Annotated in this window: 23 protein-coding genes; 5 read left to right on the plus strand and 18 right to left on the minus strand. The window is 41.5% G+C overall.

What is annotated here, in order from left to right; translation table 11 throughout:
• Positions 1 to 7 precede the first annotated feature (7 nt).
• From AB1L08_RS09285 to AB1L08_RS09320, 8 genes are all read right to left on the minus strand, one after another.
• Positions 8 to 1,174, minus strand: a complete 1,167-nt coding sequence (locus AB1L08_RS09285; RefSeq protein WP_413064386.1) for a PrpF domain-containing protein — start codon at positions 1,172 to 1,174, stop codon at positions 8 to 10.
• 16 nt (positions 1,175 to 1,190) lie between these two features.
• Complete coding sequence (gene prpB, locus AB1L08_RS09290; RefSeq protein WP_413064387.1) at positions 1,191 to 2,093, minus strand: methylisocitrate lyase; 903 nt, start codon at positions 2,091 to 2,093, stop codon at positions 1,191 to 1,193.
• A 21-nt stretch (positions 2,094 to 2,114) separates the two neighbouring features.
• A complete protein-coding gene (locus tag AB1L08_RS09295) occupies positions 2,115 to 3,491 on the minus strand; it encodes an SLC13 family permease (RefSeq protein ID WP_413064388.1) in 1,377 nt (458 codons plus the stop codon).
• Positions 3,492 to 3,529: 38 nt separating this feature from the next.
• Complete coding sequence (locus AB1L08_RS09300) at positions 3,530 to 5,029, minus strand: tripartite tricarboxylate transporter permease (protein WP_413064389.1); 1,500 nt, start codon at positions 5,027 to 5,029, stop codon at positions 3,530 to 3,532.
• A gap of 15 nt (positions 5,030 to 5,044) precedes the next feature.
• Positions 5,045 to 5,488, minus strand: a complete 444-nt coding sequence (locus AB1L08_RS09305) for a tripartite tricarboxylate transporter TctB family protein (protein WP_413064390.1) — start codon at positions 5,486 to 5,488, stop codon at positions 5,045 to 5,047.
• A gap of 167 nt (positions 5,489 to 5,655) precedes the next feature.
• Positions 5,656 to 6,633 carry a tripartite tricarboxylate transporter substrate binding protein gene (locus AB1L08_RS09310; RefSeq protein ID WP_413064391.1) on the minus strand — a complete coding sequence of 326 codons (978 nt, stop codon included), beginning with the start codon at positions 6,631 to 6,633 and terminating at the stop codon, positions 5,656 to 5,658.
• A 120-nt stretch (positions 6,634 to 6,753) separates the two neighbouring features.
• Entirely contained in the window at positions 6,754 to 7,440 is a 687-nt protein-coding gene (locus tag AB1L08_RS09315) for a response regulator (protein WP_413064392.1), read from the minus strand.
• Positions 7,437 to 9,044, minus strand: coding sequence for an ATP-binding protein (locus tag AB1L08_RS09320; protein WP_413064393.1), 1,608 nt, complete (start codon positions 9,042 to 9,044; stop codon positions 7,437 to 7,439). The genes AB1L08_RS09315 and AB1L08_RS09320 overlap by 4 nt, the downstream gene beginning before the upstream one ends.
• Positions 9,045 to 9,607: 563 nt before the next feature.
• Between AB1L08_RS09320 and AB1L08_RS09325 the strand changes: the two genes are divergently transcribed.
• From AB1L08_RS09325 to AB1L08_RS09340, 4 genes are all read left to right on the plus strand, one after another.
• Positions 9,608 to 9,811: a MerR family DNA-binding transcriptional regulator gene (locus AB1L08_RS09325; protein ID WP_413064394.1), complete on the plus strand. Its 204-nt coding sequence runs from the start codon at positions 9,608 to 9,610 to the stop codon at positions 9,809 to 9,811.
• On the plus strand, positions 9,789 to 9,953 hold the full coding sequence (locus AB1L08_RS09330; RefSeq protein WP_413064407.1) for a hypothetical protein: 165 nt from the start codon (positions 9,789 to 9,791) through the stop codon (positions 9,951 to 9,953). The genes AB1L08_RS09325 and AB1L08_RS09330 overlap by 23 nt, the downstream gene beginning before the upstream one ends.
• A 55-nt stretch (positions 9,954 to 10,008) precedes the next feature.
• Positions 10,009 to 10,260, plus strand: a complete 252-nt coding sequence (locus AB1L08_RS09335) for a hypothetical protein (RefSeq protein WP_413064395.1) — start codon at positions 10,009 to 10,011, stop codon at positions 10,258 to 10,260.
• 172 nt (positions 10,261 to 10,432) lie between these two features.
• The gene (locus tag AB1L08_RS09340) at positions 10,433 to 10,567 is read left to right on the plus strand and encodes a helix-turn-helix domain-containing protein (protein ID WP_413064408.1); all 135 of its coding nucleotides are present in this window, start codon (positions 10,433 to 10,435) and stop codon (positions 10,565 to 10,567) included.
• 353 nt (positions 10,568 to 10,920) lie between these two features.
• Here the strand turns inward: AB1L08_RS09340 and AB1L08_RS09345 are convergent, their stop codons facing one another.
• From AB1L08_RS09345 to AB1L08_RS09370, 6 genes are all read right to left on the minus strand, one after another.
• Positions 10,921 to 12,123: a metal-dependent hydrolase family protein gene (locus AB1L08_RS09345; RefSeq protein ID WP_413064396.1), complete on the minus strand. Its 1,203-nt coding sequence runs from the start codon at positions 12,121 to 12,123 to the stop codon at positions 10,921 to 10,923.
• Between the two features lie 70 nt (positions 12,124 to 12,193).
• Complete coding sequence (locus AB1L08_RS09350; RefSeq protein ID WP_413064397.1) at positions 12,194 to 13,327, minus strand: M24 family metallopeptidase; 1,134 nt, start codon at positions 13,325 to 13,327, stop codon at positions 12,194 to 12,196.
• A gap of 27 nt (positions 13,328 to 13,354) precedes the next feature.
• Positions 13,355 to 14,767, minus strand: a complete 1,413-nt coding sequence (locus AB1L08_RS09355; protein ID WP_413064398.1) for a sodium:solute symporter family protein — start codon at positions 14,765 to 14,767, stop codon at positions 13,355 to 13,357.
• A gap of 40 nt (positions 14,768 to 14,807) precedes the next feature.
• Positions 14,808 to 16,031 (minus strand): metal-dependent hydrolase family protein, encoded by a 1,224-nt coding sequence (locus tag AB1L08_RS09360; protein ID WP_413064399.1) that lies wholly within the window; start codon positions 16,029 to 16,031, stop codon positions 14,808 to 14,810.
• Positions 16,032 to 16,401: 370 nt separating this feature from the next.
• Positions 16,402 to 17,970: a PucR family transcriptional regulator ligand-binding domain-containing protein gene (locus tag AB1L08_RS09365; RefSeq protein ID WP_413064400.1), complete on the minus strand. Its 1,569-nt coding sequence runs from the start codon at positions 17,968 to 17,970 to the stop codon at positions 16,402 to 16,404.
• Between the two features lie 991 nt (positions 17,971 to 18,961).
• Entirely contained in the window at positions 18,962 to 20,179 is a 1,218-nt protein-coding gene (locus AB1L08_RS09370) for a metal-dependent hydrolase family protein (protein WP_413064401.1), read from the minus strand.
• Positions 20,180 to 20,286: 107 nt separating this feature from the next.
• Here AB1L08_RS09370 and AB1L08_RS09375 point away from each other — a divergent pair, with 107 nt between their 5' ends.
• On the plus strand, positions 20,287 to 20,424 hold the full coding sequence (locus tag AB1L08_RS09375; RefSeq protein ID WP_413064402.1) for a hypothetical protein: 138 nt from the start codon (positions 20,287 to 20,289) through the stop codon (positions 20,422 to 20,424).
• A gap of 331 nt (positions 20,425 to 20,755) precedes the next feature.
• Here AB1L08_RS09375 and AB1L08_RS09380 read toward each other — a convergent pair whose 3' ends face one another.
• Genes AB1L08_RS09380 through AB1L08_RS09395 form a run of 4 tightly spaced genes read right to left on the minus strand, consistent with a single transcriptional unit; the run spans position 20,756 to position 26,453 of the window.
• Positions 20,756 to 22,084 carry a purine-cytosine permease family protein gene (locus AB1L08_RS09380; RefSeq protein WP_413064403.1) on the minus strand — a complete coding sequence of 443 codons (1,329 nt, stop codon included), beginning with the start codon at positions 22,082 to 22,084 and terminating at the stop codon, positions 20,756 to 20,758.
• A complete protein-coding gene (locus tag AB1L08_RS09385; RefSeq protein WP_413064404.1) occupies positions 22,085 to 23,851 on the minus strand; it encodes a hydantoinase B/oxoprolinase family protein in 1,767 nt (588 codons plus the stop codon).
• Positions 23,844 to 25,886, minus strand: a complete 2,043-nt coding sequence (locus AB1L08_RS09390) for a hydantoinase/oxoprolinase family protein (RefSeq protein ID WP_413064405.1) — start codon at positions 25,884 to 25,886, stop codon at positions 23,844 to 23,846. The genes AB1L08_RS09385 and AB1L08_RS09390 overlap by 8 nt, the downstream gene beginning before the upstream one ends.
• Before the next feature lie 24 nt (positions 25,887 to 25,910).
• Positions 25,911 to 26,453, minus strand: coding sequence for a helix-turn-helix domain-containing protein (locus AB1L08_RS09395; protein ID WP_413064406.1), 543 nt, complete (start codon positions 26,451 to 26,453; stop codon positions 25,911 to 25,913).
• Positions 26,454 to 26,777: the final 324 nt, after the last annotated feature.

Here is a 26,777-nt window from a genome sequence, read left to right on the forward strand (position 1 = left end):
TTCCTCCTTATTTTTCGGGAAAGTCGACTTTCATCTGCACATCCGGAGGTATAAATAACGCTCCTTTCATAATCCTTCTGGCGGTTCTTTCCAAACCAACAAAAGTAACATCTGTTCCATCCCCTGTCAATTGAACCCTGACCTCTGCAATCCCTTCAGGATGTCCAATCCGAATTTTCTGTTCAAAACGCCCATTTTCTTTAAAGGCATGCTGATTTGGGATGGTCCCATGCAACAATACCGAAGCTGCTAAATTATAAAGTCCGCTTCCGGCAAATGTCCGATGAAACCGATTCATCGACACCATCTTTGCAACGATATCCACTTCATCTTTATAGATCGTTATTCCGGAAGTTGTCGCATACATATGGGGCTTGCCTATAAGCGCAATCTTGGGGATGGACGGAATATTTCTGGCCTCATCGATCGTTTTTGCCATCCCGGCTGCAATAGCCGCATGAACACGGATTTCTTCCAGCTCCGACAATAAATCAATTCTTTGAGCTGCTTCATGATTCGATTCCGATCCTCTTAAACCAAAAACATCAGCCGAAACATATACAAATGGATTTACAATATCCACAAAGGAAACTTCGTAATTTTTTCCATGGACTTCAATCTCCGTCTTCCTGCCGGCAGGCAGTGTCTTACCCGTTTTTCCGCCCCCCGGTGATAAAATATCCACAGTGATCTTGGCGCCCTTTGTTACAACGCCCGGCATGAGGAAATCTCCTGTAACTTTGGCTTGTCCCTCTTCAACGGGTACCTTTATTCGGATTATTTTCCCGATATTCCGGTTATAGGCGCGTACAGTCACTTGACCGTCCTTTTCCCGGGCCCCGGCCAACCCCTCATCAACAGCAAACGCGCCAACCGCGGCCATCAAATTACCGCATGTCCCTTCTGCATCCACAATCTCTTCGGCTATGCCGATTTGATAAAAGGTATAATCTATATCCACGCCTTTCACTGAGGGATTTGAGACAACGATCACTTTACTCGTATGGGAAGTTCCGCTTCCCAAGCCGTTAATTTGGGACGGATTATAGGCATCAATACCGCTAAAAAAGATTCTGTTCTTTAAATCACTTTTAGGGAGATCTTTTTCATGAAAAAATAAACCGCGGCTAGTACCGCCTCGATAAACTGAACAGGGGACCGTCCATTGGGGCATTACTCGTCATCCTTTCTTAATCGGGAACAATGGTCTTTGCGATTTTTTCATCCAGATATTCGTAATCATGAAGCTTGATCGTTTCATATAACTCTTTTCTCGTTTGCATTTGATCGAGAACTTCTTTTTGCGATCCCTTTTCAAAGATTTTCGTAAATACGGATTCATACGCCTTGGCCGCAGCCCGCAATGAGGTGACAGGGTAAATAACCATGGAATAACCGAACGTTTCAAACTCTTCGGCTGTAAAATAAGGCGTTTTTCCAAACTCCGTCATATTGGCCAGCAGCGGGATATCGAACTCGCCGGAAAACCTCCTGAAATCATCCTCGGTCACGAGCGCTTCAGGAAATATAGCATCGGCACCCGCCTCAATATAGGACTTTACACGTTTGACTGCGGATTCAATCCCTTCGACCGCTAAAGCATCGGTACGTGCAATAACAATCAAGGAGGGCGCCACCTCTTTAATCACCTTAATTTTTTGCACCATTTCATCGATGGAAACGAGTTTTTTTCCATTTAAGTGTCCGCATTTTTTCGGCAACACCTGGTCCTCGAGCTGAACGGCGGCAACATTTGCTTCTGCCATTTCCTTTGCTGTTCTTGCCACATTGATCATACCTCCAAACCCGGTATCAATATCAACCAGGATAGGCAGATTTGCAGCCCTTACGATATCTCTCGCCCGTTCTGCGACCTCCTGTGAATGTAATATGCCCAAATCAGGGAGACCTCTGCTTGCCGTATATGCTCCCCCAGAAAGATACAACGCTTGAAAACCTACTTTTTTCGCAATTAGCGCTGCCATTCCGTCGTGGGTTCCCATTATTTTTAAAATAGGTCCTTTTGTCATTAACGATTTGAATTCATCAGCCAGTTCCAATTGACTTTTTTGTTTCTCGACTATCCATGTCATCATAATCCCTCCATCCAGTAATTAAATGACCCAACTCCAATAAAAGAATACCGATCCTACAACGATCAGCAGCCATAATCCCAGTGCGTATTTTCCAACGTGCAGTAAATCCCTCTCTTTAAAATGGCCATAGGAAAAACTGACTAAATGAACAGGGGACTGTGTGATCAGGAGGAAACCGGGAATACCTGTCAAAAAAACCGCCATGGCCATTACAAGCGGTGAGATTGCTGATATACTCTGACCAATCGTAATCGCAATGGGGATGACAACGGTCAAGAAGCCCAGGACATTGACAAAAATAATCCGCAGCAACGCAGTACACCCAATCAGAAAAAGGAAAACCATAAATGGCGGAAACGAATCAAAAGCGCCTGCCAAAGTAGAAGCGAGCCATTTGACTGTTCCCGTTTCAATCAACATTTTTGAAACCATCAAGGTCGCAGCAAAGAACAGAATCATATCCCAGTTGATTTTTGTTTTGGCGCTGTCCCAGTCAAAAACACCAATATGGGGCAAAATGGTTAAGCTGGCGCCTAACATTGCGATCATTGGGACTGAAAAACCATGTATACTTTCCGTTACCCACAGGGCAAGGGTTAATCCAATGATACATAAAACTTTAATCTCCGACTTGGATATCTTGCCTAATTTGTCCAGCTGCCGGTCGATGAACCCAAGCACAAGCTTGCGGTCAATGCTTTCAGGTGGAAAACAGTATAAAAATAAGAGATAGAGCAAAACCATAAATAAAAGAATAGGAGGCCCCATATAAAGGATCCAATGAATGAAACTCCATTTGGAGGCCACTCCTGCAAGCATTCCGTATGCATAAATGGTTGAACTGGCACCTGTAGCTACAAAGGCGCCGGATATCGCTACAATATAGGCAACTCCTATAAACAGGGATTTTGCCAGGTTCGGCACTTTGGTGACCTTCTCCAGGTTTTTAACAATTCCGTCCAGAACAGAAGTAACAAGGCCGCCTTTTCCTATATTCGAAGGAATAAACAGGGACAGAACAAACATTAAGACAAAGGAAAGAAAGATTAATTGTTTTCCGGACCCTTTTGACAAACGCAGCATTTTCAATGAGATCCGGCTCGCTAATCCCGTTTCGATAAAGGCACCGGCAATGATGAAGGTTGAAAACAACAACCATATGATATCAGTTCCAAAATAACTCAATGTCTCCTCAAAGGTGAAAAAATTAAAGGAAAGGATCAGTATAAGCAAAACAGCACTAAATGCCAAGGGAAATACACGCCCAATCCATAAGACCTGGACAATGATCAACGCAGCAAGTGCCTTGAGCTTTACATCCCATTCAAAAAGAGGAGTAAGGAACACTGCATATAATGCCAACGTAATGTAAAACAATACTATTTTTTTATTCATACTGTGACTCCCGCCAATAAGAGATTGGTGCAAATTTTTTAAGCTGCAGCCTTTCTCTTTTGAATCATGTTGACAATCAATGGATAGCACAAAGAAAGAATCGTTAGAATAACCAGCGTAACGGTAATGGGCGAAGCATATAAAATACTAAATACATTATCCGAACCGACAATACTTTTTCTAAAATTCTGCTCCATGTCCGAACCTACAATGGCAGACAAAATTAATGGCGCGATTGGAAACTTTAACATCTTCATAACGAGTCCAAGGAAACCAAAAATGATCAGAATATAAAAATCAACAGTGCTGTATCCCAACGTATAGGTTCCGGTGAAGGCCAGAATCAAAATAATCGGATACAAAATTTTTGGCGGAGTATCGAGAATTTTTACAAGCAGGCCCACTAGTAAAATATTTAATACAACGAGAAAAATATTCCCGACAAACATGCTGTTGATGAACGTCCAAACAAGGTCCGGATCGTTCTCGAACAATAACGGTCCGGGTTTCAGACCAAGCATGATGACAGCTCCCAAAATGACCGCCGTTGTTCCGGAACCGGGAATCCCCATTGTCAACATTGGAATAAAGGCTCCAACCGCCGCCGCATTATTGGAAGATTCCGGTGCGGCGACCCCCTCAATAGCTCCTTTGCCGAATTCCTCCGGACGCTTGGAGATTTGTTTTTCAGTACTATAACTTAACATGGAAGCGATGGCACCGCCTGCCCCGGGCAGAACCCCGATCAAAAAGCCCAATGGCGCATTACGGATAATGGGCCATTTCGACCGCTTCCACTGTTCCTTGGTAATCCATATCTTTCCCATGCCTTTTTCTTTTTTTCCCAGAGGCTGATCAATTGTCAAATAGTTGAATAAAACTTCCCCGACCGCGTAGATCCCAATGATCACAACAAGAAAATCGATGCCTTCACTCAGTTCCGGGAGCCCGAAAGTAAATCGATGTATACCCGACTGCATATCTATTCCCATTGTACTTACCAGAAGACCTATACACATAGAAATGAATCCCTTTACCATAGCTCCCTTGGATAGGGCCACGATCGTGGATAAGGTAAAAATCATAAGCAAGAAATATTCCGCAGGGCCAAATTTCAGAGCAAAACTGGCCAGCGGTTTAGCCAAGATAATGAAACCAACAACCGCAATCATTCCCCCAATTAAAGAGGCAATTGCAGAAATGGCCAAAGCTTGGCCGGCCTGTCCCTTTTTTGCCATCGGATAACCATCAAATGTAGCCGCAATCGCAGAACCATCACCAGGTGTATTTAATAGAATCGAGCTTCTTGAACCGCCATACATTGCTCCATAATAAATAGCAGCCATCAAGACAAGAGCACTTGTCGGGTCCATACCGAAAGTGACCGGTATCAGCAAAGCAACAGCCGTAGCGGGACCAAGCCCGGGGAGCATCCCCACTATCGTTCCAAGAAAACCGCCAATAGCTACCCATACCAGATTCATAGGCTGGAGCGCGACCATTAATCCATTTATAAAATGATCAAAATCAATTCCCATTATTGAACCCCCTCCCTACGGCAGACTGACCTGTAGGAGAATTGCAAATGAATACCATATTGCGAACGAAAATAATACCGAAACAAGAATATTGGTCATCCATTTCTTTTTGCCGTTTACAATAAACAACAAACCGGTCAAGAAAATGATGGTCGTCAATAAAAAACCAATACGCTCAAAAAGCAATGAGTAAATAAACATCATGATTAAAGAAGATATAAGTAGAAAAGGCGTCCGACCGCTTAATAGCTCTTTTAATTCCTTGAATTCTTGTTTCCTGCGTTTCCACTCCTGGAAAAAATAAGAAGCGCTTAAAATGATCAAAAAAACCGAAATAATGACCGGAAAATAGATTGGTGCGTTTGGATCACCCAGATTAGATTTGGGCAGGGTCAATGCGCCAATCAAAAACCCCAAACCAACCAGCAGAAAAAACAGCGGAGTGAATAATCGATACATTTACTATCCCTCTTTCAGATGAATGTATAAAAGAACGGGGCCGTCCACTAAGTCGGTGTTTCGATTTTCGGGTGCCCCTTTGCATACTTAAAAACATGGATATATCAATATGTTTTCAATCGTAATGGACATCCCCTTTTTGGACAGCCTCTTCAGTTTACGGAAGGTTACTCTACTAATCCCGAATCTGTTACGAGTTCTTCATACATTTTATTTTGCTCTTCCAAAAATTTCTTGGCTTCGCTGCTGTCTTTATAGAATTCGGACCATTCATTGTTCTCGACCAGCTTCTTCCAGGCATCCATTCCCACCATTTCGCCTATTACTTTGTCCCAGTACGCAATTTCCTCTTTTGTCATATCAGGCGGTCCCATAATTCCTCTCCAGTGCGGGAATACCATGTCCACACCCTGCTCTTTCCAAGTAGGAACATCCTCCAATCCTTCCAATCTTTCGTCGGAGGAAACGCTGACAATTCGGAAGTTTCCTGCCTGGTGCTGTTCTTTTGATTCTGAAATAGACATCGTAGCAACATCTACATGTCCGCCCAGCAATGCTGTCACAACATCTCCGCCGCTTTCATAAACAAGGAAATTCAACTTGGTGACATCAACTCCGTACGTTTTGGCGGCCTCCACGAACGATAAGTGGTCGTTATTCCCCAATCCAGGCGCTACCCCTATTTTTAAGGAACCGGGATCTTTCTTAAGCTGCTCCATAATTTCTTTGGCATCTTGAAACTTGGAATCTTGTTTAACAGCTATGGAAATCCATTCAGTGGTTAAAATCGCCAGGGGCGTAAAGTCCTTGTATGTAAGCTCGCTTTGTCCTAGCAAATGATTGGTTAAAAGCAGGCTCGAGTTAATCGCCAAATGGTGAGCATCCTCTTTTTTCAGGTACTGCCAGCCTACCTCGCCGCTGCCTCCCGGTTTGTTGATCACATTGATGTTTTGATCCACAATCTCTTCATCTTTTAATATCTTTTGGATTGCCCTGGCCGTTGCATCCCATCCGCCTCCAGGAGTTGCGGGAGCGACCAATTCGATATTTTTTGACGGGAAGTCACTTCCTCCGGAGGCTCCGGATGAACACGCTCCCAATAAAGCCAATGCCAATATAGATAACAATATTAATATTTTTCTCACATGTTCCACCCCTCTTTATTAAAAATGACTACCTCATAATACATTTAATTTTCCGTCATGTAACCGTTTTATATTTTAAAAAAATAAAATATATAAACTTCATTTTGTTCATTTTGTTCATTATTTGATTGGTTTATGAACATACTTCCTCTCGGGCCTTCCTACAATTCCATATTCTAATTCGGCGCTTACCCGGCCGATCGACACAAGGTATTCCAAGTACCTCCTTGCAGTTGTCCGTGAAGCTCCCAGTTTTTCTCCCATTTCCTCTGCCGTAATGCCATCTGGAAGTGATTCCAGGATTTGGAGCACATTCTGAAGGGTTAACTGATTTACGCCCTTGGGAAGTGAATGATTTTTCATTTGTCCGGTCAGTTCAGGATTGCCCAACAGTTTATCAACCAGCTCCTGATCCACTGATTTTCTGGAAGAAAGCAAGTCTTGTCTTCTTTTGAATCTTTCAATTACATCTTTGAACTTTTCCAGTGAGACAGGCTTGATCAAATAATAAAAAACGCCGGATTTTAAGCTGAAGTCCAGCAGATCGACATGGTCCGCGGCTGTTACAACAATAAAATGGAGATCGTTATGGGTTTTTTTTAATTCCTTTATAAGTTCTGTACCGAGTTTATCCGGCAAATAGATATCCAATAATAAGAGGTCAACATGATGCTCCTCCATAAAAGCGACAGCATCTTCCGCCCTGTGTACCTGCCCAATCACTTTTACGCCCTCAATATCTTTTACAAATCTCTCGTGAATATTGGCAATTCGAAAGTCATCCTCTACAATCAAAATATTAATCATTCCCATTCCTCCTGATACAATGTTTTTGGAAGATAGACAGTAAACGTTGTTCCTGTTTTGTTGCTGCTCACTTCAATCGTTCCATTTAACTCTTCGATCATTTTTTTTACATTATATAAACCATAACCCCGGCCTTTTTCATTTTTGGTTGAGTAGCCAAGCTCAAAGATCTCTTCCATTTCCTCTTCCGGAATTCCCCTGCCCGTATCTGTTACTTCAAAAATAATATCATCGCCAATATCAAGAGCAAAAAAGTCTACTTGCTTTTTTTCTGCATATAGGCTTCCGGCTGCTTCAATGGCATTATCGACTATATTTCCGATAATGACCGACAATTCGGTTGTTTTAATATGCTCGGGAAGCAAGTTCAACGAGCTGTTCTCATCGATAAAGAACTTGATCTTCTTTTCGGACGCTTTTCCAATCTTGCCCAAAATCAGTGCCTGAACCTTTGGATCCTTAATATGTTCAAAAACCAAACGATTATTTTGTTCGTTTATATCAATTTCACTTTGAAGCATTGCTATTGCTTCAGCGTAATGCCCCAACTGAAGAAGACCGGAAATGATATAAAGTTTATTTGTAAATTCATGAGTCTGCGCACGCAGATCGTCCGAATATTTACGGACTTCCGATAATGTATTGATAATATCCAGCATTTCTGTTTTATCCCTAAAGGAAAGTACGGCTCCCATTTGATCCTCCCCTTCCACAATCGGAACAACATTCATGATCAAAACCTTTTCTTTCAATTTCAATTCAAACGAAGAAACGGCCTTTTTGGCATTTAATAGTTTCAGAACATCCAAATTCGGTATGGCAAGGTGAATCGGTTTTCTTAAATAATATTGTGTAATTCCTAAAATGGCTTCCGCAGCACGGTTAATCAAAGTGACGTTTCCATGATTATCCACCGCTATGATTCCTTCGCTCACAGAGGACAGGATCGCATTACGGTCCCGATAAAGAGAGGCAATTTGCCGGGGCTCCAAGCCCAAAGTGTCTTTGCGGATATTTCTCGCCAGCGCAATACTGCCAACAACCCCCAATAAAATGATCATGATGGCCAGATAAAGGACTCCTTTCAGTCTGGATATAATTGAACCGTAGACATCATCCATCAAGTAGCCGACTGTCACAACGCCCGCTATTTGCTTTTGGCCGCTAAAAATAGGTGCTTTTCCGACGATAGCCGGTCCCATATGTTCGTCAGATTTCATATTATAATAGCCGCCAAATACAATTGCCCTATAGTTATCCTTTATCGGCTGCATCGTCCCAATTTTCTTCGGATTTGGATGCCAGAGAATTTTCCCTTCCCGATCCTCGATCACAATAAAATTTGCATCTACCTGTCCTAGAATTTGCGTAGAAATAATTTGGAGATTCCTTGATGTGTCAGGTGACTGAAGGGATGCTTGAACGGTAGGCATAAAGGAAATCGTCTTGGCAGTCTGTAAACTTAGATTTCTTGTGTTCTCAAAGGTTTGTTTTACATCAAAATAGATAAAAATCCCTAAAAGCGAAACAATCACAAACAACACAAGGGATATCACCAGTCCCATGATTTTGACTTGTAGGGATCCATCAAATATCTTATTCATTCGGCCTCACCCATTTCTCTCAGTCTTTAATGTAATAGCTTTCATATTACTCCGTAAGCTGAATGATCCACAGAGTATAATAAAAGTTTTAAAAAAATGGTCCTTCAAACGGTTATACCCAACAAGGACATTCGATGATGGTATTGAAAACTCTGAAACATTCATTGGTACAAACAGAAACACAACGCCTGAGTTTCACTTAGCCGTTTTGACAATTGGCGTGCTTAAGGACAGATGATGCCTTAATTGAATGATGTATAAAATGGAGTGATATCATTTTCCCCTCCCGACTTTTTTTACAAATTATACATGATTGTTGACTCTCCTCTAAGAGGATCGTTTATAGTTCTTTTGTAAGTAATGAACGGGAAACCATATGTATATGCCATTATGAATCACTTGAAATGATGTTCGCATAGCTTCCAAATGAAGGAAAGTCTGCTTAGTCCTTACCAGTGAGAACCGTAAAAATTTCCAATGTGAAACAGAGTCACTTTCCAAGTATCGACTGGAAACAGTCTGGGCGGGAAAAAAGAGGACATCTTAATTGAAAGGAGAACAACATGTATACCGTTCATGAAGCTGCAAAGTTAGCTCATACAACCGTAAAGACATTACACCATTATCACAAAATAGGTCTTTTAATACACGACAGAAGCAGGCCATCGTTTATACAGCTAAAAGAACTTAGAACGATTACAGCAAATCCTTTTTTACAAAGAACTCGATTTTTCTCTGAAAGAGATTCAACAATTATTGGATGGTGAAATTGACAGAGAGAATACGTTGATCCGGCAGAAATATTTATTAGAACAAAAAATCAATCGATATAAAGAACTGATCAAAACGATCCATTTCTTTACCAAAAGTGCCAAAGAAGGAGCCGATTTAGATATGGAAAAAATGTAAAGGTTTTAAAACGGAAGAAGAATGGCAGGAAGCCTTAAAAGAGAAAAATGAACATTTGAAAAAAGAATATGATGTGGACTTGTCGAATCAAACAATTGATGTTCAGTCAATGAACGACTCTGCCATGGAAGCACAGTCATTTAATGAAGATATGATTCGGTTCTTACAAGAAGGCTTCTCTGTAAATCATTCAAAAGTCTTGGAGAGAGTAAAAGACCATTTATCCTTTTTAGAAAAAAAGGCATCCGTCGCCACCGCAAGACTTTCTAAATCAGACAGAGTTTTTCAGCGCGGACGATTTTCATAAAAATATGCTCGAGCAATGGCAAGTGGGCTACACTTACTTTCTGAACAAAGCAGCAGCTCATTATTTGGCAAGCATTAAATAGGTTCTTCTTCCCGCCTATTAGATTGCCGGAATGTATGATCCATCCTTGGGTGAAATTTCAATAAGTATACAAGAGAACTATAAAGATACAATGCTTCTTGCTGAAAAAAGCATCCTGAACAAAATGTATGAAATGTACAGAGGAAATAAAGGAGAGCTAGCCAAGAGAATAGGCATAGGGAGAACTACTCTGTACCGAAAACTGAAGGAATTTGATATTGAGTAAGTATATCCATTTCCGAATATATGTTTTAAATTGATATATTTTAGGGAATGTTTCTTGAGCTTTAAGATTTGGAAAAGATAATGAGAATAAGAAAAAAAAGCAATAATCTCGTAAGACCTACGGGTTCAATTCCTGAAGCATCCTCAGTAGATTGAACACATTCCTTACTCAGGGACAAAAACTTTCCGAATTCCTTTCATCTCCCCATTATAAATAAAGAACCACAGTGCCCTTAAATTCTTGGAATTCATTTGCACAAAAAAGGCTGAATAGACAGGCTATTTCCGGCCGACTCTATTCAGCATCTATCTAGATTTTAAATGAACCGATCCAATACTCCACTAACCACAGTATTAAACGCCCAACACCTGACCAGCCGGCGTTTGCAGAGGAATGATCTTGCCTCTTACAATGACTTGGCGAAGACCTTCGAGGTGTTTTAAGTTGGTTAATGGATTTTCTTTTGTTAATAGCAGATTGGCCTGATATCCTTCTCGAATTTGTCCGACCTTCCTTCCAAGAATCTTGCCGGCATTTACCGTAGCCGTTTTTAAGATGTTTTTCGTGTCCGGCACAATTTCATGCATCGTATACAACTCATTCCACAATGCATGATGGGGTGTGCAGGGCGAGCCGGCATCTGATCCGGCGCCAATTAAAAGATTATTGTCAAAATAGGAGCGAAACGCATTCCGGTGAATGCTGACAATTTCGACTGCCTTCTCTTTTGCGTATTGAGGAATGCCTTCCTGTGTAGCAATTTGCTTATAAACAAAGAGAGTGGGAATCCAGGCAACATTCCTTTCTTCCATCAAAGCAATTAATTCATCATCCAAGAAATGGCCATGTTCAATCGTGTCAACTCCCGCAAGGATGGAGTTATATAGTCCCTCCCTGCCAATGGCGTGGGAGGCAACTTTTAATCCAAATTTATGTGCTTCGTTGCAAATCACCCGCTGCTCTTCCATACTCAGTTCAGCATTGCCGACTTCCTCTCCTTCAGTCCTTCCATAAACACCGCCGGTAGAGCTTACTTTAATCACTTCAGCCCCTTTAAAAATTTGTTCTCGGACCCCTTTTAAAGCTTCCTCCGGCCCATCGACAAACCGTGCCCAAAAGGGGTCGTGTCCTCCGGTCATCGTCAACGTTTTGCCGCTGGCCACGACATCGGGCCCCTGAATGAGCCCCCGTTTAATTGCCTTTGATATGTGAATGGCAATATCATCAATCGAACCAATATCTCGGACAGTTGTAATGCCATGGAGAAGATAATGCCGGCAGTTGGAAGCCGCTCTAAGCAGCATTTGCTCATACCCCTCTGTCTCAGATGTAGAAACAGGGTTAAGCGACCCGTCCCACATCATATGCACATGCAAGTCGATTAATCCCGGTATAAGATAATCCCCGTTCCCGTCAACTACTGGCAGATCCGCTGGAATTTCCTGTGTTGCGGCCACTTTTTCTATGGACCCATCCTTCACCCATACGGCATGATCCTTCATCAGTTCTAAATTTTCCCCATATAATAATTTTATATTGGTTATGATGTATTCCATATGCTGACCTCCCCATTCAAAATAAAGGAAGATGGCTGTGTGTCATCTTCCTAAAGGCAAATTGTTGAAATTACAGCAGAAGTGAATTCAGGCTGCGCGGATATTCAGTCAGCAATCGGCAGCCATCCGCCGTGATGAGAACGGTGTCGGAATGTCTGAATCCTCCGACTCCCGGAATATAAATACCTGGCTCAATGGAAAAGACCATTCCTTCCTGAACGATATCGTGATGGTCATATCTTAAGAACGGCTCCTCGTGCGCAGAAACTCCGAGACCATGTCCAGTCCGGTGAATCGCGTATCTCTCAAATCCCTCACGTTCAAAAACAGCCCGCGCCACCTTATCAACATCTGACAATTTTACACCGGGCTTAATAAATTCAAGCGCGCGCTGCTGGGCTTCAATGGCAGACTTAAAAGCTTTTTTCTGGATATCAGTTGGCCTCCCAACGATTACGGTTCGTTCCAATTCGGCCCGATAGCCATTTAGTCCGACTTGCCGGGTGTGAATAATGACATCCCCGGATTGTATTTTTCTCGTATTGGAAAATACATGCGGCATAATGCTGCGCTCCATTCCAGACGGTGACATGAAGGTAATATCAATCGTGGCATCTGGATATTTGGTGGCAGTGGCCTCAAAAAGGGCCGCATTGCCTGCTGCATCAATTTCCATTTCGGTAATTCCTTCACGAATCACACTTAATGACTTGCTTACCGCCAGATTGACCAGATGACCGGCTTTCTCCAAAAGATCCATCTCATCTGAATCCTTTATATAACGCATTTCATAAATATCCTGTCCGATATCTTTTACTGTAAAACCTAACTGCTGGATAAACTGCAATGTCGCCCCCGGAATAAAGGACAAATCGCTGCCAATGCTCACATTCTCCGGTAGTTTTGCCAGCAATTCTTTCATCATTTCGGCAGGATTTGTTTCCAAAGTCTGAACCGTCGGATGTTCGTAATAGACAAAGACTTGCTCCACATTGGCCTTTTCTTTTGCATGCGTTTCCTCAAGCGCCGGAACAATCATGGCAGTCTGTTCAAAGTCCATATAATAGATGATCGGCCTGGAGTAGATTAATGCTTTAAATCCGGTTAAATAAAATTGATGGTCGGGATTAAACACCAATATGGCCGACATTCCTTTTTTCTTCATACAGCGGCGCAGTTTTTCAATTCTTTCGGTGATATTCAATTTCTGCCATCTCCTTTTCATGAAATGCTAGCCGTTGGTGGCTTGATCATTTGATAGATTAGGCAATACAGCTTTCTTTTGGGTTAATAAACTAACAATCACTAACGCCAACACTGATAATGGCAATGCAAATAGGACGCTATTCCAGTCAAACGGACGATCCAGTACAAGCTCCCAGAACATCGTTGCCGAACCGCCGATAATAATCGAACTTAAAATGCCTGCTTTTGTAGCCCGTTTCCATAGGACAGTGGCAAGGATGGCTGGTGTAATGGCTGCACCGTACATAGTGTAGGAATACATTTGAATGGCTAGTACGCTTGGGAAAAATTGTCCCAACACAAATGCGAGTACCCCCAACACCAGGACTGTCAGACGGTTATACCATAGCAGTCTTTTTTCAGAGATCGGCTTTGTACTAAATCGCTGGATTAAATCATAGACAATATTCCCCGAAGCCGATAACAAGTAAGAGGTTCCCGTAGTGATTAAAAAGGCAACGGCTGCACTTAAAATTAACAATCCTACGATAAGGGGTAGACCATTGGTCGCCAATGTTAAAATAGCGGCATCCGGCTTAATATTTGGAAAAATGACAATCGCAGTGGTTGCCAAGATAATTGTTAAACCAATCACGAGAGCGTTTCCAAAAAAGAAGCCCACCGTCGATTTTCGGGCAGTATCCGGGTCCTTGGCAGCGGAAAAACGCTGATACATGTTTTGGTCACCCAAGACCAACAGGAATAGCGGCAAAAAGAAGCCAAGTAATTGGGGGAACGTTAGTCCGCCATTCCAGGACAATGTATTCTCCGGCATAACTGCGGCCATATTGGAAAAGCCCCCGGCAGCAGAAATAGCGAATGGAACTCCAATGAGAAAACCAACCACGATCAACAATGCACTGATGGCATCAGAATAAGCAACGGAAAACAAGCCACCACTGACCGTTAAAAAAATAACAACCACACACATAATGACAGCACCCCATTCTAACGGCATACCGGTCGTCAACTGCAGAACATAGGCGCCACCGGTAAATTGGTAGGCGGTTATTCCGACATACGCCATAATGATGAAAATGGAAGAGATCAGCAAAGTAGCTTTCCCAAACCGTTTTTCCATCAATTCAGGAACAGTATAAATTTCACTTTTTCGTATTTTACTGGCGATAAAATACAAAATGATTGCTCCCACAAATCCTCCGGACAAATTAAAAATCGCCGCAAAGGGACCGTACTGGTACACAAAGCTGGCACCCCCTACCACCGTTCCCGAACCAACAAACGTTGCGAGTAGAGTTCCAATGACAACAAATAGCGGAAGACTGCGGCCGGCCACCATAAAGTCATCATTGTTTTTAATGGAGCTTTTTGCAAAAAACACACCAATGAGTGACATTATTGCCAAATAAACAATGACCGCAATTAAATAAATACTCATCCCCTTCACCCCTTAAACTTTTTAAAACAAACGGCACATCTTATTCTTTCTCTGTATCGGCGAGAGCTGAATTTAATTTGGAATGGCTGCCCATCATGACTCCGTCTTTGATGATGATTTTGTCATGCTTTAAGACTGATAGATCTTCCAACGGGTTTTCATCGACAATTAATAGGTCGGCTTTTTTCCCTTCCGAAATGACCCCTCTGTCCTCAATGCCAAGAGCTTCTGCCGCTACTCTGGTGGAAGCTTGAATAACATCCATCGGGCTCATTCCGGCTTGGTTCATGATCAACAACTCATCAAAGTAGTATTTCGGTGGGGTAACCGGTGAGCCGCAATCAGTTCCTGTCGCAATTTTCACGCCAATTTTGATGGCCATTTCAAGCATATTTTGATGCGGCGCGATGACCTTTTTCGCTTTTTCTAAAGCCCATGGCGGAATTCTCTCATCTTTTGCCAGACGTTTCATGACAATCATTGTCGGGACAAGATATATTCCTTTTTCCTTCATGAGCATTAATAATTTTTCATCAGCATAAATACCATGCTCAATTGTATCAACCCCAACTTCGATGCAGTTTTTGATTCCCTGGTATCCTTCCGCATGGGCGGCGACTTTTTTATTCTTTTTATGGGCTTCCTCAATGGCTGCCTGCATTTCCTCTACTGTTAATTGCGGCGATCCCGGTTCTTCCCCAAACGTATAAATGCCTCCGGTAGCCATCAATTTGATCAGGTCCGCTCCATTTTTCATTAACTGTCTTGCAGCTTTGCGAACCTCATCCGGTCCATCGGCTTCCAGTCCCAGATAATGAACATGCCCTCCTGTCATCGTAATGGCGGGACCGGAAGCAATGATGGTCGGGCCGGTTAACAGCTTTTGATTGATCGCATCCCGGACACTCAGTACCGAATGATCGGGCGATGCTACGTCGCGGATGGTCGTGATTCCCAATTTCAAATATTCTGTTGCATGTTTATAAGCGTGAAGCGCTGTCATTTCCCGATTTAATTCATTTACAACCGCCTGAGGATCAAAGCTTCCATCCCAAACAAGATGAACATGGCTGTCGATTAATCCGGGGAGAACATACTTACCGGCACAATCGATTACTTGATCGGACGAAAACTCCGGTATTTGTCCTACCCCAACTTCTTTAATGATGTCGTCTTGAATGATGATATACGTATTATCCACTGCCTCATGAATGATTCCATCGATTACTGTACAATTGGTCAAGATCGTTCGCTTTATTGCCATTGCATACACAACCCACCTTAATATCAAAATTTTCAGTATTCAACTTTGCTTTTTTCTGTTACGTATACAAACTGGTCCAAGTTTCGGCTATAGATCTTCTTATTATTTTATTAAGTTGCAACAATTATAGAAAATAAAATATCAACGCCTTCCTTAGGCAGCCGCAATTGAGAAGCAATAGACGGTGCATGATTATTCCAAACATACAGATTTAGAGATTTTAAAAGCATTGTTACCGAAACTTGGGTTGGTTAAATTATAAGATACCTTGGTTATGAAACACATTATTCCTTAAAAACAAAAAAATCTGATTACATTGTAATCAGACCACAAATACAGGGATTAAGACCGAACAATTGCCAAAATCAACTCATATGGATATCTCTTTTGCTTTAGCCAGGTAGAAATAACTTTTAAACGCAAGCATAAGATTCATGTAATGATTTGGATCATCCACTTTCATCCCTAAAAGTTCTTCAATTTTATTGACGCGATATTTTACCGTATTTGGATGCAAATGGAGCTTCTCTCCACTTTCTTTTAGACTAAAAAAAGTTTTTAAATAAACATATAGCGTATGAATAAAGTTGGTATCGTTTTTTTGGTCATAATCAATAAGAGGCTGTAAATAGTCCAGATGATAATCCTTTAATAGATCAGATTTCCCCAAAAAATAGGTGATTTTTTCAAAGCCCAATTCTTCCCATCTGCCGATATCTTTTCCCTGAATGTGGGAGAAATGCAATGCAACGCCGGCTTGCTCGTACATCATTTTGAGGTCACGATTTGTAAACGCTTTTAATTTTCCGCTTAGTCCGATCCTCAGCTTTTTCCCGCTTAAAGCAAGCTCTTTATCCTCTTTCAGCTGCTTTTGCGTCAAGGCGAAAACCTTTTTATTCATAATCCAGACGAGTCCGTCAACATCTTCAACCACTTTTTTTTCGATAAAGTGATACAACTCTCTTAAAGTTGATTTATCCTCTGGCTCAGCAATCAATAAATAGTGAATATTTCTGATGTCAAAATAAAAATCCTCCAATACGATTTCGGAGTCTCTTTTACCCAAAAAAATTTCTTCCAATAATTTAATATCTTTATTTTTATGGAATTCTTTTATCTGGTTTTTTTTCATGGCATCTAAAATCAATGCTGTTAACGCATTTTTGATGATCATATCACGAAACGGCACTTCTGGATTTTCCTGCCCAATGATTAAATAACCGTAAAAATCCAATTTGTTGTTTACAGGCAGGATTTGAAAATAACTGAGTGCCGTCGTTTTGGGCGCCTTTACCTCTACTGCTTTACGAGTGATTCGGACTTCATTAAAACTTTCACGATGAACCTTTGTCACTTCATCCAGCCGCTCCTTTAAACCGAGACGAGAAAATTGCCCGGAATTCCAAAGTGATACAATATTCATTTCTTGGTTAAGGTAAATAATCGGTTCATTCAGGTACTTGCCGATAGACTGTATAATAAAATGATTATCTTTTTCATGGAGGAGGGCATTGAGCATACTTTGATTTAATTGATCAATTTCATTTTTTAATTTTGTCTTCTCCTGATAAATAAGATCATTGTATTTCTCATATAACGTGTTGTAGGAAATTTTCTTCGGTATAAAAAACAATGGGAGGTCTATCTCGTTGGCCAACTTCACCACTTTCTCCGGAACCTCCGAATATACAACATTATGCATGCAAACCCCGCTGACACCTATTTTCACATACCACTCAAAATGCTCAATAATCTCATTGGTATCCTTAAATCCATAGAAGGTTGTTAGGACAAGCGTATTGGGATATACCCTTGTACTCTTAAAGGGGAACTCCTGAACATTCACATGCTCAATGATACGATCCAAACCTTTTTCCCCAGCGATGAGCCTGATATTTTCCTGGATCAGTTCCTTTTGCATATCTCTAACTGTGATCATCATTATCACCTCTACATTTTGCTTGCTTCGATTAACAGAAATTTAATATTATGGATATTGGCACTTGGCCTTTCTCATTGTTATAATGCCTGGGGCTTTCTAACTTTAAAAATAAATATTTGCTGACAAGACATTATTTCAGACTTTTACTTCTACCGATTTGTAAAGGAACCAATGACATTCGTTAGTACGAAAAGCCTCTGGATTAAATCATCCAATTTATAAGATATTTGTCTATCTCCCCCTTAATACTTAAGCCTAATCAACCACATTTTATCATTAAATTTACATACACAATATTCAGACTAATGGTCTTGTTTTATTTTGAAGAAATAACCTGGGACATGAACGGTAGTTCTAATACATAATTTACAGTTATTTCCATATGTTAGGCTAAGAATATTGGAGGTACGTTAAGTCGTTGAAATGAGTCACCTCGCCTTAATCAAATTGGCTTACAATGAATTAAAAACGCTTCCTCCCAGTTGTACGTTTTTACGGCCTTTTGGTCCGTGTTGGTTTTCAGAATAAAGACCGTATAAATTCGTCTAATGGGCTGAATAGAAGGTTCCCTTGTTCACTTCAACTCCAATAATGACCCTTCATGATGAAATTTCAATTGTAATAACACCCGTAAGAAGTAGTGTAAACTCGCACATTATCTCAGAGACCTGATTCTACACTCAACCAAGTAATAAATCTGAAATAGTGTGCCATTTTAATCAGTTTATTTCAGATTTGAAAATAATCTGTCGTATTATTCCAGATATATTTTCGCAAAAGGGGCTGTCCAGAAAGTCGGTGAAAACCAATTTTCCGGACAGCCCATACCCCTTAGCAATGTAAGGGTATAACATTTTTAGAATACCATAAACAACTGTATTGTCGTAACTTTGCACAATTACACGTTACATAAGTGATACGAGACTGCTAAAGTGTCCATCTCGATATGCATGGAGAACAAGTCCGTCCCGAACCCGGAAAATGATCATTAAGCATGGCAACGGTCATAGGCTTCCGTGTTATTTGCTACTTGAAAGCCGCTTTTAAACACCAATTCAGGCTTTTTAAACATAACTTCCATATGAATGTCGGGTTTTCCGTCTACAAGGATTAAATCTGCTTCATATCCTTCTTTGATTTCTCCCGTTATTCCTTCCAATCCGGCGATGAATGCACTATGTTTTGTAGCTTGAAGGAGAATGTCGATGTTTTTCATCCCGCATAGTTCCTTCCGCATTTTAAATTCCATGCCGGTACGCACATCAAATGTATTGATAGAAACATCAGTCCCAAAGCCCATTTTGAGGCCGGCTTCGTAAGCGGCGCGGAGGCGCACTGAAGTAGCCTCGGCTAATACCTTTAATTTTTGTTCGAGGATGGCATCTTCATATGGATCCCGATTATTCGGTTTTCTGTGATGCATCGGTGTTAAGGTTGGGACTAGATAACTTCTTTCTTCTTTCAGTTTTTCAATCGCTGCATCATCTACATAAGTGCCATGTTCAATTGTATACACGCCTTCATCTAAACACATATGAATGGCTTCATTACTATGACAATGGGCAGCGACGTATTTGCCGTTCATGTTGGCAACCTCTACTGCTGCCCGAATCTCTTCAGAAAACAGGATAGGTTGCGTAGGCACCCCCTCTGTTTGCAAAGCGGAACCCGAGGCATAAATTTTGACCATATCTGCTCCTTCTGCAAACTCTTCCCTCACTGCCTTTACCATTTCATTATGTCCGGTGATTCCTCTTGTAAAAGAGGCTGGATTTCTGTCGTCAGGTATCCCGGTCGGTCTGATAATTTTTCCGCCGCTTATAATTCGCGGCCCGACAAAGACCCCTTCATTGATCGCATCTCTAACCGCGTGTGCTACGCGATTTGTACTCCCTACATCTCTGACAGTCGTAATCCCATATTGAAGATAGAGCTTTGCATTTTTACAGGCCATTTTCATGATTTCAAAATCATTTCGGGTATGGGGATCAAATGATCCAGCCGCGTGCAAGTGAATATGTAGATCAATTATTCCGGGAAGCAGTGTTTTTCCCTCGCATTCTATTACGTGTCCATCGTAAGAGTCGGAACCTGATGGTGCAATCTTCCGTATCTTACGATCCTCCACAGTAATATCGGCAAATTCAAAAGGAAGATGACCTGATAATTCAGGAATGAGCCTACAGTTCTTTAATATAAATGACATCGTTTGACCCCTTTCGATGAATAAATTTTTTGAAGATTTAATCGGTTTTATTATATATAATTTAAACAAATTGTCATGCCTTCACTGACCTGAAGGAAGGATCCTTCGTGGTAGGCATCCCCATTGGAGTATATCCAAAAGCCAAAGCCGTCCACTTCGCTCACGGACAGCTTGGCGCCAAACTCGACGCGCGGCATTCGACTTACGGCGTACAACCAGCCGGATATGCGGCTTCTGAATACTAACGATCCTTTGCTCCGCCCAATGGCTCTTGTCTTCATATATGGATAGCTGTTGGCGGCAAAGCTCTTTACTAGCAGGTCACGATACTTACTTTAAAGCATTTTTTTGAAACCACATTCGTTCGTCTTGTTATTCAGACGAAAAAAATCGCCCATAAAAAGGCGATTATAAAGTTTGTTTATTGAATTACTGTAACGGAATAGAGGATCCGCCTATTTAATACAATATATTCTTTGGTGATGTAATGAACGCAAGATCTATGCTTTCCTGTTCTAAATACTCTATTCATTTTTAAATCCTTAATTAGATTGTACGTTCATGAATATCTTCTCCTCAACTATTCGTTTCAGCGTTGCCTACCCTTGTAAATTGATCCGGGCGAATCTTATGTTTCCATTTCATTAATCCGTAATAGGCAACTCCAGATATAAATAAAGATTGGACGGCCGGAATTCCCCATTCATGAACATATTGGGTCCAATAGGCGATTGCGGCTCCAATCACCATTGCGATCGTGGCGATCCAATTCCACCCGGGATTGTCAGAGTACGTTTGGCTGCGGATAAAGAAAAAGTCAGCGATCATAATTCCTGCTACAGGACCATAGATAATCCCGGATACATACAAGAAATCTTCAAAGTACTCAAGTATCCCGGCTAAAGCCATCACAATTCCCGCCAATGTACCGGCAAAAGTAAGGATCGCCCGTCCTTTCCCCGAATTAATGTTTAACATATTGGCCATTGAAAGCCCCATGCTGTAACTATTCACAATTTGGCTTGTCCAGGTAGAAAGCCATAAGATTAAAAAACCCCATAGCGGAAAGCCCAACTCAAGCATGATTTGTACGATATCAGCTTCTCCAACTCCTACAGACATAATTGCACCAATAAAAAATAACGGAAAGCCGACTCCTATGATTCCCAATGGAATTAAGACATTATCTTTTATTTTCGGCTTTGCATAACGAGTATAGTCTTGTACACCCACCCATTGAGACACATTCATGCCTAATACCAGGCTAATAGCAGCCAATACGGAAATAGATGCTTCCGGCTTCCAGGAAGTAAGGCTTTCCCACCCCGTATTCTTTAATACTAAATAAATTCCTGTAACAACCAATAGGAGGCCTGCGGGAACTGCCACAATATCTGTCCATTTCATGGAGGCATAACCAAATATGGATGGAATGGCAAACAACATTCCACAGATGAAAGTGATGAGTGCCAGCATGCCCCATTGATGTTTATAATCAATGCCAAACATGGCAGCTATCGCTTCCCCTGTAACAGCCGTTTGCAGTGCCCACCAGCCCAAACCAACGAAAAAGGTCAATAAACCAATAATCCATCGGGCTTGAACATGGCCAAAACTGCTTCTGGCAATAACCGAAGAGGACATGCCGGTTTTTGCACCCATATATCCGGTAACTGCATTGCCGATCCACTGAATGACAAAAAGGGTAATAAATAAAATCCAAAATATTTTTGTGATTCCGAAGTAGGTTGCCAGTAAAGCACCTGTCAAAAGGACAGGAATAGAGAATTCCAATCCGCCAAATATAACTGCAGGAACGAGCCAGTGCTGCCTTTCTTTTAATGGAATAGGTGTCAAAGCCTTATCTGCATCCAACGAGCCCGCCTTAACTTCTTTGTTTGCCATTTATTTCTCCCCTTTCAGGTATCCCCTTCTTTTCTCCGTTTCCCGGATGAATTCATAAGTCCGGCCATCAATCACTACACCAAACTTTTCCTCTGCATCCTCAATAGAAAAGTAGCCGTTCTTAACATCTCTGACCACTTGATCAACAGGCCGCAAATAGGGATTTCCATAACCGCCGCCCGTTCCTGTCACGAGCTTCAATACATCTCCCTCATGTAAAGGATATCTGGCATACATTCCGTAAGGTCCATCTGAAGTACCGTCTTTTTTCTGAATATAAAACCTGTTTGTCGAGCCTTCTTCTCCCCCATTGACTCCCCAGGGCGCATAAAGATGTCTTCCATAAGTAACAGTGGCATTTGCCTGATCAGAAAGAATCCGATAGGATCGGACAGTACCTGCCCCGCCGATGAATTGTCCCGCTCCTTTTCCGTCACAGTTCAATTTGTATTCGTCTACCAAGACTCCGTACCTGGCTTCCGCGATTTCAACAGGAATGTTATACGTTTCTCCATCACCGATACAGAATTGGCCCCGTTGACCATCATGATCGGAACCCGCTCCCCATCCTCCAACTGAAGGTTCAACGATTAAGTAAGGTTCCCCGGAATCCGGATGCTTTCCTGACAGGGTCACCGAACAGACCGATAGAAAATGCCCCGCTGTTAACCGGTCTGGAAGTACGGGTGCAAGTGCCTGCCACACCAAATCTGCTCCCGAAGAGCCGCTTTCCCAATAATTGGACACGGGGGCCGGTCTTTCTGCCGAAAAAACCGAAGCCTTATCCGTAATGACTTTCAACGGCCGGAACACGCCATCATTTACATCTTGAGAAGGATTCGTAATGGCCAAAAAAATCGTTCGAATATCTGTAACAAGAGTCGTATAGGAACCATTAATCGGTCCCGGGACTTGAGGGTGGCTCCCTCTAAAATCACAGATAAATTCGTCGTCAGTGATTGTCACTTTTACCTGAATGGGAAAAGGACCGTTGCCCAATCCGTCCCCATCTATAAAGTTTTTGGCTTCATATGTCCCATTGGGGAGCTTTGCGATTTCTTTTAAAGCCATTTGCTCACCCTGGAATAAAAGAAGATCGATAGATGCACCGACAGTATCTTGCCCATATCGTTCACAAAGTTCATGAAAGCGTTTCTCCCCAATTTTCAAGGCGGCAATTTGTGCCCACATATCACCGACGGAAAGATCGGGAAATCTGACATTGCTTTGAATCATTTCAACCAGTGCATCGTTCATCCTTCCTTCATTGCAAAGCTTGATACAGGGGAACTGGAGTCCTTCTTGATAAATATCCGTTGAATCGTTCGTAAAAGATCCCGGATCTTTGCCCCCTACCTCCGTCCAATGGGCTTTGTTTGCAGAAAAACCAAGCAATTGCCCTTTGTAAAATACGGGCATTACCAAGCCAACATCGGATAAATGCGTTCCTCCTCCGCCATACGGGTCGTTAATGAGAAAGATATCCCCGGGTTTAATATCATTTTTGCTTCCATATTTGTTGATAACATCTTTGACCATATAACTTAATGTCCCGATAAATCCTGCCACTCCATTGCCCTGTGTTAATAACTGCCCTTGTTTATCGGTCAAGCCGCATGCAAAATCAAGGACTTCATATATAATAGGACTCATGGAGGTTCTTGCTAAGGTATAAAACATTTCTTCACCAATGGACAATAATGAATCCCTTACAATTTCCAATGTGAATGGATCATGTTTTTTCATTAATGATTGAATGTTATTCATCTGAACCTACTCCTGTATCAATAATTAAATTGCCATACTGATCTGCATACAGACTTTGTCCTTTGTAAATAACGGTTACTGCCGCCTTTTCCTCGATGATGGCCGGGCCTTCAATCTCCATGCCAGTAGGCAGTTGATTCCTGGAAAATACGTTTGTTTTGACCCAGCCTTCATCCTCATAATAAACAGATCTGACTTCAATAAGTGCCTCTTCCAAAGTTCCTCTGTTTTCAACCACTTCTAGAGCGGGCTTGTCCGTTCTTCCCAATGCCACTAAATGAAGGTTAACAATTTCTGTTTCCTGTCCTTCCAATTTAAATGTGTAATGTTTTTCATGAAGACGATGAAAATCTTCAATCATTCTTTCCATTGTGGCTTTTGTCCACTTGCCATTCGGGACAGGTACCTTAACTGTATGCTCTTGTCCGATATATCGAATATCCATAAAGCGGGAAAAAACAACGGATTTTTCCGGCACCCCTTCTTCCCTAAGCTTATCCGATGCTTCTTGTTCAATTTCAATCCACTTCTCATTGATGTCATCCATATTTAAATCCAGTGTTTTTTGAATATATGTTTGAATATAATCGTTTCTCAAATCCGTCATTAACATACCCCATGCAGAAAAGACAGGGGAAGCAAAGGGGATAATGACTTTCCTTACGCCCAACTCTTTCGCAAGAGCGGCAGCGTGCATGGATCCGCCCCCTCCAAACGCCACAATAGAAAAATTGCGCGGATCATGACCTTTACGGATGGAGATGAGCTTCAACGCCGTAAGCATATTGGAGTTAGCGATTCGAATTATTCCCAGGGCCGCTTTTTCTGTACTTACATGAAACGGTTTCGCTATCTTTTCATATAATGCAGCTTCCACTTTGTCCATATCAACGGAATAGTCGAAATTTTTCGGGGACAATCTTCCCGTATAAAGATTCGCATCCGTAGTGGTAGGCTCCGTTCCTCCTTTGTTATAGGCAACAGGTCCGGGTGAAGCACCTGCCGATTGCGGCCCTACCTTTAAAGACCCTCCCTCATCGATCCAGGCGATAGACCCCCCGCCATTGCCAATTTCAACGATATCAACAACCGGTACCTTCACCGGATATCCGGCATTTCTGCTATCTCTTTCTATATAATAATCAGTTGAAACTTTCATTTCCCCATTTTCAATGAGGGAGCATTTAGCTGTTGTTCCGCCAATATCAAACGCAATGATATTTTTTTCACCGATAAGCTCCCCCAGGATTGCTGATCCATAAACACCGGCCACAGGTCCCGACTCGAGCATATTAATGGATTGTTTTTTCGCCTCGGAAAAAGTAGTGGTTCCACCATTAGATTGCATGATATAGTTTTTATCAGGTGAAAGTTCAGTTATCTCTTTTTGAAGCTTATTAATATAGGTAGAAGCGATTGGCTGTACATACGCATTTAAAACGGTAGTGCTCGTTCTCTCATATTCCCTCCATTCCTTTGTCAACTCATGGGACATACTTACAAATGCCTCCGGCCAAAGCTTCTTTATCTCTTCTCTGGCTTCAAGTTCATGTCGTGGATTTATATAGGAATGCAAGAAGACAATTCCTATCGCTTCCACCCCTTCTGATTTAAATGCTTCAACAATTTCTTTAATATCGTGTGTGTGAAGTGGTTGAATGATTTCTCCTTTATGATTTATACGTTCACTTACTTCTCTTCTTAAGAACCGTTCAACAAAAGGAGTGGGTTTTTTATATCGGATATTAAAGAGATCAGGCCGATTTCCGCGGGCAATCTCCAGTACGTCCCTGAACCCTTCTGTCGTAATGAGCCCCGTTTTTACACCTTTTCTTTCCGTGATGGCATTGATGACCACCGTGGTCCCGTGAATAAATTGTTCTATTGTATCAATGTGATTTTTTGTTATGACGTTCATAACCCCTCTTTCAAAATGCGGAGGAGTCGTAGGGCTTTTATCAACTTGTATTCTTCCTGAGTGATCAATATAAGCCAGGTCTGTAAATGTACCTCCAATATCAGTTGCTACTCTCATTTCATATCACTCCCGTAGATATTTTTAAAAAATGACTGGAGTTAAGACACTCAAAATAACGGTTTCTTGATTAAGCGGATTTTTCCACATATGTTTAATTTCTGAAGGAAAATGAATAGATTCTCCTTCCTTCAAATAATATTCTTCATTGCCAACCACAAATATGATGGCTCCGCTCAAAACATAATGAAACTCTTCCCCGGGATGACTAAACGTAAATGTATCTACCTGCAACGGGTTAACAGTAACCTTAAACGCTTCCATTTTTCTCTCAGCAAAATGGCCGCTTAACGTGGTGAATATAGAGTCTGAGCCTGTTGTTTGAAAAGGCTTTTGATCCTCCAGTTTATTTGCATACTTAATTTTTATATCTTTTTGGAAGAAGTCTGCCATTTCAACCTGCAGCGCATCGGCTATCTTCTTTAAAGAAGTGATTGCTAATGAGGACGAGCCTCTTTCAACCTGGGATAAGAACCCCACTGACAAGTCGGTGATCTCACTTAACTCTTTTAATGTCATCCCTCTTGCTTTCCTAAACTCTCTAATCTTTCTAGAAACACTTTCCATAATTTTAGTATCTCCTAAAATTTTTTAATATAACTTAACTTATTTAAATAATATCATAATTTTTATAGTATACAATGCTTTTTTGTAACAAACTTCTCAAGTGACTGACCCCTGCATTCATCAGTACTTCATAATGAAAGAGTCTTCCTTAAATGGATTACTGATCATATTTGTGGAAATATTAATAAAGCTACCGCATAATTAGTCGTCATCAGTTGCCCCTTTTTACCTCTTTGGATATATTTTATCTACCCTGAAAATATAACTAACGAACTGCTAAAAAAAGCAATACTAAGCTAACCGGCTATACCCTAATTTCCAGAA

Origin of the sequence: Siminovitchia jepli (assembly GCF_047228825.1) — a bacterium.
GTDB lineage: Bacteria > Bacillota > Bacilli > Bacillales > Bacillaceae_C > Siminovitchia.

Bases quoted from the DNA above. Each gene is read 5' to 3' on its own strand.
- AB1L08_RS09305 (WP_413064390.1), bottom strand. From the start codon at position 5,488: ATGTATCGATTATTCACTCCGCTGTTTTTTCTGCTGGTTGGTTTGGGG.
- AB1L08_RS09365 (WP_413064400.1), bottom strand. From the start codon at position 17,970: ATGATCACAGTTAGAGATATGCAAAAGGAACTGATCCAGGAAAATATC.
- AB1L08_RS09390 (WP_413064405.1), bottom strand. From the start codon at position 25,886: ATGAGAGTAGCAACTGATATTGGAGGTACATTTACAGACCTGGCTTAT.
- AB1L08_RS09325 (WP_413064394.1), top strand. From the start codon at position 9,608: ATGTATACCGTTCATGAAGCTGCAAAGTTAGCTCATACAACCGTAAAG.
- prpB (WP_413064387.1), bottom strand. From the start codon at position 2,093: ATGACATGGATAGTCGAGAAACAAAAAAGTCAATTGGAACTGGCTGAT.
- AB1L08_RS09315 (WP_413064392.1), bottom strand. From the start codon at position 7,440: ATGATTAATATTTTGATTGTAGAGGATGACTTTCGAATTGCCAATATT.
- AB1L08_RS09300 (WP_413064389.1), bottom strand. From the start codon at position 5,029: ATGGGAATTGATTTTGATCATTTTATAAATGGATTAATGGTCGCGCTC.
- AB1L08_RS09395 (WP_413064406.1), bottom strand. From the start codon at position 26,453: ATGGAAAGTGTTTCTAGAAAGATTAGAGAGTTTAGGAAAGCAAGAGGG.
- AB1L08_RS09285 (WP_413064386.1), bottom strand. From the start codon at position 1,174: ATGCCCCAATGGACGGTCCCCTGTTCAGTTTATCGAGGCGGTACTAGC.
- AB1L08_RS09360 (WP_413064399.1), bottom strand. From the start codon at position 16,031: ATGGCAATAAAGCGAACGATCTTGACCAATTGTACAGTAATCGATGGA.
- AB1L08_RS09380 (WP_413064403.1), bottom strand. From the start codon at position 22,084: ATGGCAAACAAAGAAGTTAAGGCGGGCTCGTTGGATGCAGATAAGGCT.
- AB1L08_RS09320 (WP_413064393.1), bottom strand. From the start codon at position 9,044: ATGAATAAGATATTTGATGGATCCCTACAAGTCAAAATCATGGGACTG.
- AB1L08_RS09370 (WP_413064401.1), bottom strand. From the start codon at position 20,179: ATGTCATTTATATTAAAGAACTGTAGGCTCATTCCTGAATTATCAGGT.
- AB1L08_RS09295 (WP_413064388.1), bottom strand. From the start codon at position 3,491: ATGAATAAAAAAATAGTATTGTTTTACATTACGTTGGCATTATATGCA.
- AB1L08_RS09385 (WP_413064404.1), bottom strand. From the start codon at position 23,851: ATGAATAACATTCAATCATTAATGAAAAAACATGATCCATTCACATTG.
- AB1L08_RS09340 (WP_413064408.1), top strand. From the start codon at position 10,433: ATGCTTCTTGCTGAAAAAAGCATCCTGAACAAAATGTATGAAATGTAC.
- AB1L08_RS09345 (WP_413064396.1), bottom strand. From the start codon at position 12,123: ATGGAATACATCATAACCAATATAAAATTATTATATGGGGAAAATTTA.
- AB1L08_RS09355 (WP_413064398.1), bottom strand. From the start codon at position 14,767: ATGAGTATTTATTTAATTGCGGTCATTGTTTATTTGGCAATAATGTCA.